General features: G+C 33.8%; 5 protein-coding genes. All 5 read left to right on the top strand.

Annotation, left to right across the window (positions count from 1 at the left end; translation table 11 throughout):
- The first annotated feature begins 208 nt into the window (after positions 1–208).
- Positions 209–1,606, top strand: coding sequence for a cyclodeaminase/cyclohydrolase family protein (locus IE080_RS19185; RefSeq protein WP_189586754.1), 1,398 nt, complete (start codon positions 209–211; stop codon positions 1,604–1,606).
- Positions 1,607–1,873: 267 nt separating this feature from the next.
- Positions 1,874–2,116: a hypothetical protein gene (locus IE080_RS19180; protein WP_189586752.1), complete on the top strand. Its 243-nt coding sequence runs from the start codon at positions 1,874–1,876 to the stop codon at positions 2,114–2,116.
- Between the two features lie 27 nt (positions 2,117–2,143).
- Entirely contained in the window at positions 2,144–2,551 is a 408-nt protein-coding gene (locus IE080_RS19175; RefSeq protein ID WP_189586749.1) for a protein-export chaperone SecB, read from the top strand.
- Positions 2,552–2,791: 240 nt separating this feature from the next.
- Complete coding sequence (locus IE080_RS19170) at positions 2,792–3,142, top strand: hypothetical protein (RefSeq protein WP_189586746.1); 351 nt, start codon at positions 2,792–2,794, stop codon at positions 3,140–3,142.
- A 122-nt stretch (positions 3,143–3,264) separates the two neighbouring features.
- Complete coding sequence (locus IE080_RS19165) at positions 3,265–3,642, top strand: hypothetical protein (RefSeq protein ID WP_106569047.1); 378 nt, start codon at positions 3,265–3,267, stop codon at positions 3,640–3,642.
- Positions 3,643–4,045 lie beyond the last annotated feature (403 nt).

Genomic DNA, 4,045 nt, shown 5'->3' with positions numbered 1-4,045 from the left:
AGTTAAGAGAATAAAAAAACAAATCGATAAATTCGGTCTGACAAATAAGGATTTAGGCCTCGAAATCAGCTCAAATTGAGGGATTTTGTTTACGTTAGTCAGAATTATTGGAACAGTACTTCAAAACTAACATTGTCTGACATTTTGACTGTATTTTTTGAGTGGAACAATTATTGAGATTATCCTTTGAAAATTATAGAATTAATATATGGAGATAGACTTACTCGAACTTCCAACAAAGGAGCTGATGGACAAAATTGGAGCTGGTAGCCATAAACCAGGTTCTGGGAGTGCTGCTGCTCTTAATGGTATTCTCAGTTGTAAGCTTATTCTAACCGTAATTGAACTAACCTTAGACCCCAAAAGAGTAAAAACATATGGAAATTGCTCAAAAGAGTTTAGTGAAATAAAATCAAAAATTGGAGAAACAATTGGACCAAGGCTTGAAGAATTGTTTAAAGAAGATGCTAGACAATTTGATAAGGCAATTCAAAAAAGGATTGAACGGGACAATGAGCAAAACCAACAAGTGAAAAATCAACTTCAGGAAAATGCACTGTTAGAGTTAAAAAAATCAACCGAATTACCCATTGAAATAGCGGACTTATGCATAGAACTTGCTAAAAGCGCAATAATTGTTTTCAACAAAGGTTTCAAGGCTGCACGAGGCGACTCTGGGGTTGCTTTAAGTAGTGCTCTTTCTGGTTTGACTGGGTGCTTGTCAATAATTAGTTTAAATCTTCAATCCTTCCCAAAAAGCATTTGGACTGATAAAATAAAAATCAAAAGAAATACTCTCAGAAAAGAATACGAACTATTGACTACTGAGAATGTTAAATTAATGAATATTCTAGACGAAGAAGCTGATACCAAGAATGATTTCCTTGCTGAGTTTGTTGAAATTAGAAAAATGTTCTTTGGTAATAGTAGATTAAAAGACTCGGATATAGAAACATTGGCAAGAAGAATACAAAATGCACTTTGGACGTATCAAGATTTAATATGGCCAACTGGCTCACCAATAAATCTTCTCGGAATTTTGAAACCTGAAAAAGTTATTCAACTTCTCAAATTTGCTTTTCACAAAGTTGACACGTTAGGTGTAAATGAGTCAAACGAAGAAATTGCAGGCATTATCAATAATCAAGACTTTACAATTCACATTTCATTAATGTATGCTCCAGAAGTAGTTAATTTTACTACTGCCCATGAATTAGGACATGCATTGTTACATGACCAAATCGAATTACATAGAGATATTCCTTTAGATGGTTCAGAAATTGCAAAAAATCGTTCAATAGTTGAACGGCAAGCAGACAAGTTTGCTGCATATTTCTTAATGCCAAGTAAAACAGTAAAACAATTATTTCAAGAATTTTTCCAAACAGAACAATTTCAGATTAATGAAAATACATCTCGAATGTTGGCAAATTGTTCGCCTGCCGAGTTAAGAAAAACAATTCGTGATCAGCGTGACCTTTCTCGACTTATTGCCAAGTGTGAATTTTATAACATAAGACCATTTCGATCATTATCGAAGATTTTTAATGTGTCGGTTGAAGCAATGGCAATCCGACTTGAGGAACTAGATTTAATAAAATACTAAGAACATATAAGGGCTAAACCGAAGTGTAGCGCAGCGGAATTTCGGAATTAGCCCCGCGTAATCCCGATAGCTATCGGGATTACGCGGGGTTGAGTGGAGATTTAGCTATGGGGATTAAAAGTTTGGAGATGCCAGTACCTACCTATTTAGGTACTATCAAGTTAAATAAATCAGCATGAATTTTGTTATGTTTGGCTTATAGCATAATTTTGTCACAACAAATAACTCTTATTTCAGTTTTAAAATAGAGTTAAAAACATAAATCCTATGAGTACGATTTTAGAAAATTTAGTAAAGTATTTTCAGAATAATTCAAGAGCTGAAATTGATAAGGATTGGGTCGATTCTGAAAAATACGATCAAATAGGTCCGAAAATTAGTGATTTTTTAGAACAGTCTAAGTTGTTTTATGTAATTGAACCACAGGACTCTTACTGGGAGTTCAATTGTTTAAATAATATAATTAAAAATCCGGAGTTTTCTTCGGATTTTTTTTATTTTAGCATTTAACTAAGCACTGTAGATTATTAAATTCATATGCAAAAAGCAGCATTTTCTTTAGAACGCTATAGATTTGAAAAGGTCTTTATTGATTTTTCTAATAAAACATCAAATGATTTAAATATAGGCTTTGTGCCATCTGGTAAGTTTTATAAAGATAAATCATTATATGAGTTGAATTTTGTTTTTGAAGCACACACTGAATCTTCAGAACAGCCTTTTGTGAAAATTGAATGCATAGCCGAGTTTCAATTTGAGGATAACGTAGATTTTGACGCGATTCCAACATATTTTTACCGGAATAGCATTGCGATATTATTCCCCTATATAAGGGCATTTATTGGGACGGTAACACTTCAGGCAAATATTCCTCCAATCGTTTTGCCAACCATGAACTTGTCATCATTAGAAATCCCGTTAAGAGAAAGCACAAAACAATCTTAAAAATATTCTTTTCGTGAAAAAAAAACTCTATATCAAACATTAGAAGATAGAGGGAATCCTGATTATATAGAAGCTCATGCTCCTTTTCTTTGTAAGTGGAGAAATACTTGGTTAGGAGATGGGTATTACTTTTGGGATACTTTTATTGAGAATGCACATTGGTGGGGTGAAGTAAGGTATAGTAATACTTATGTTATTTGTAAAGCAACTTGTGATTATGATCCTATAAAATGCTTTGACTTGGTAGGAGATACTGAACATATGCTTGATTTTAACAATACTATTGAGTTTTTAAGAAGCCAAAAATTAATTACTGATGACACAACAGTTGCTCGTGTGTTGGAATTTTTAAAAAGAAAAACAGGCGCTTTTAATTATGAGGCTATTCGAGTTTATGGAATAAAATCAATATCTGAACATAAAGAAGCCTATAGAAAGTATAGACATCGATTAATCTTTGAATTATCAAAACCTCAATACCTAGATTACAAACCTGCGATTCAAATTTGTCTCTTTAAAAAAAATAGCCTAAACCTGAGAGATATTAAAATTGAATATCCTGATGAATACAATTCGGATGCTGTAATATGAACTACCTATAAAAATGCAAACCCTGAAGTCTCTAGCAAGCCATCATGTCCTGTTGACTACTAAGTTTAAGAAAATGAAAACAATAAATACAAAATATCATGATTGATTAAATTGCAAAATTAGTGCTAACAGGTGGAATTAAAGAATCTATCAGTTTATTTTTCGAAAAATTAAAAAAAGGAATAATTAAAGAAAATGATAAACCAGCCATTATTGAAGCTACTACCTCAATTCAGCAAGCGAATATTAAGACAAAAAACTTTATTTCAGATAATGGATATCTCAGAAATGAAGAACTTACCAAGTTATGGTTGATTGCATTAGAAAAAGTCGTTAAAGCTAGAATTGATGAAAATCTTCCTGAATATTTATTTCATAAGTCAAGATTCTGGGGAGAACCCAAAGACTGGCTCAATAATCCTGAAACACTTAGATTATTACCAAAGCTAATTGAACTGGACAAGAAATGTGAAATGCTTCTGATGACTTTAAAAAAATAAAAGCTGCTGCTAACATATAAGGGCTAAACCGAAGTGGAGCGCAGCGGCACTTCGACAGGCTCAGTGACCTAATTTCGGAATTGGCCCCTGTTGACAGAAGTGTAGCGGGGTTGAGGGGAGGTTCCATGATTTTAGATTTTAGAAGTTAGATTGTAGGTTGAGTTATCGGGGTTGTTAGGGTTGTCTAGTTGTCATGGTTGTCAAACACGCCCCGAGTCTTGGTTCTTGCTTCTTGCTTCTTGCTTCTTAACACGCCCTGAGTCTAGCGTCTCGCATCTAGTATCTCGCCTCTCCACTTGTGTATATTCCGATCCATCTTGACCACCTGTTCCGGTGATGCTGACCACTTTTTTCCGATGATGTTGACCACCCCTTTTAGGGGCCAATAACTTCTTCTAGGGAT

The organism is Mongoliitalea lutea, from assembly GCF_014652135.1.
Lineage (GTDB): Bacteria > Bacteroidota > Bacteroidia > Cytophagales > Cyclobacteriaceae > Mongoliitalea > Mongoliitalea lutea.
This window is presented reverse-complemented; position numbering and strand designations above follow the sequence as displayed.